The 1,738-nt window shown below is 53.3% G+C and carries 2 protein-coding genes and 3 tRNA genes; 1 reads left to right on the forward strand and 4 read right to left on the reverse strand.

The features are described from left to right. Positions 1-373 precede the first annotated feature (373 nt). The 4 genes from BUA24_RS12720 to BUA24_RS11680 all read right to left on the reverse strand — a co-directional run bounded on the left by BUA24_RS12720 (position 374) and on the right by BUA24_RS11680 (position 1,287). Positions 374-532: a site-specific integrase gene (locus BUA24_RS12720; RefSeq protein ID WP_178138842.1), complete on the reverse strand. Its 159-nt coding sequence runs from the start codon at positions 530-532 to the stop codon at positions 374-376. Positions 533-571: 39 nt separating this feature from the next. Continuing rightward, a complete protein-coding gene (locus BUA24_RS11670) occupies positions 572-1,018 on the reverse strand; it encodes a tyrosine-type recombinase/integrase (protein WP_072792775.1) in 447 nt (148 codons plus the stop codon). A gap of 75 nt (positions 1,019-1,093) precedes the next feature. Further along, a tRNA-Lys gene (locus BUA24_RS11675) sits at positions 1,094-1,168 on the reverse strand. 42 nt (positions 1,169-1,210) lie between these two features. Next, positions 1,211-1,287: transfer RNA gene (locus tag BUA24_RS11680), tRNA-His, on the reverse strand. Positions 1,288-1,391: 104 nt separating this feature from the next. On the opposite strand from BUA24_RS11680, the gene BUA24_RS11685 reads away from it, so the two are divergent. Next, positions 1,392-1,464: transfer RNA gene (locus BUA24_RS11685), tRNA-Arg, on the forward strand. The last annotated feature ends 274 nt before the right edge of the window (positions 1,465-1,738 follow it).

Here is a 1,738-nt window from a genome sequence, read left to right on the forward strand (position 1 = left end):
TTGAGGTTCTAGTTTTCTAATAGTTCCTAGGTACCATGGCCACCACTAGCGAATCAATTCACTCGTGGAATTTGCACAACTATCGGGACACAACCAACTTATTCCCAAGGCGCCGAAACAGCTTTCAAGGGCTATCCGGATGCACCGGCAATGATCCATCAGGTGCTGAGTAGAACGGGTATGGGTTTGCGATAACACACAGATCCATACTCCGTGCCGCTCGTCGAAGCTCCTCCTTCTGTCCCTCGATAATGGCTTGGCCAACGGCATCGAGAGCAACGAATTTTGCCTGATGGGTTTTGATCGGTGCCTATCGGGTCCCACCGGCTGGGGTATAGATCAGTGACTTTGTCACCATTATTCCAGTCGCTCCTCAGTCATCCCAATGTAGCGTACAGAGTTCTCCTCGTCGCATGCCCGAGAGTGCTGCAAGCATAAAGAAGGCACCCCACTGGGGATGCACCGCCTTTGCCTCCTCGAGAATACTGATGAGTTGTTCGACCGTTGGTGCAACGACCTGTGCCGCAGTCACCTTTGGAGGAGAGGCCAACAAGGCAGGGTTCGATTCGACTCACCCCCACTTCATAGCTTGATTGAAAAAGCGCCGGATGATGGCAGGGACTTGGCGCACCGAAGCCGGCGCACTTCCTTGTGCCGTCAGATCCCGATAGAGCCGATCTAACTGCGCTGGTGTCACGTCAGCCAATGGGAGCATGCCCAATGCGGGTACGATCTTAAGGTCAATCCAGCCCATGTAGCCGCGAACGGTCGTGGGGGAGAGGTTCTGACTCACCAAGGTGATCCACTCTCTGATCGCAGATTCCACCAAGACGCTTGAGTCTCGTGCACGTGATTGTTGAGCCTCACTCAACAACTTTTGCAATTCGAAGTCAGCTTTGCGCTTTGTTCCGTGAACAGTCACGTATCTCTGCCGACGCTTGCCTGAGATCGGGTCCTTAGGAAGATCGACGACCAGTTGCCAGACGTCCTTGTCACGCTTGCGGACGTAGCCCCTCACATACTGAATCCTAGCACAATGTGGGCAGGTTGTGGGCAGCCGTTCCGTGGCTCGGGCAGAAAACCAGCTCCTACCTGGTGCGCCCCCTGGGATTCGAACCCAGAACCTGCGGATTAAGAGTCCGTTGCTCTGCCATTGAGCTAGAGGCGCTTCGGGTACCTTATACTACCATCTAACTTTCAAAGTACGACATGGGGTGACCGAGGGGATTCGAACCCCCGACCTTCAGAGCCACAATCTGACGCTCTAACCAACTGAGCTACGATCACCACGTCGGAGGACCATCTTAGCGCAAAAGTTCTACAACTCTAACCACCTCTGCGGATTTAGTAGCGTTATCGTTGTTGTGCTTCCGCTAATATTATGGAGTCACGCCCCTGTAGCTCAGTGGATAGAGCAACTGCCTTCTAAGCAGCAGGTCGTAGGTTCGAATCCTACCGGGGGCGCTTATGCTTTGGGTTCATCCTAAGCGCTTCATGCTGATGCTAAATGGCGAACCTGTGGACTAAGTAGGCTCTTCCGCCTCTAGCAGGGTGAGTCCCATACTCCCTAACTTAGAAGCTGCTATCTATGTCACCTTGAGCTTAGAGGTGTATTCTGATATGTGACCTCGTTGGCTTTGGGCCCCCTAGTGTCCCTCCTCAGAAGTTTGCGGAGAAACAATAGGCTCCAGGTATTTCTGCATTGAAGCGAAGATCTCGTCGGCGCTCTTGGTCCAGA

Source organism: Ferrithrix thermotolerans DSM 19514, from assembly GCF_900128965.1.
In the GTDB taxonomy this organism is placed as follows: Bacteria; Actinomycetota; Acidimicrobiia; order Acidimicrobiales; family Acidimicrobiaceae; genus Ferrithrix; species Ferrithrix thermotolerans.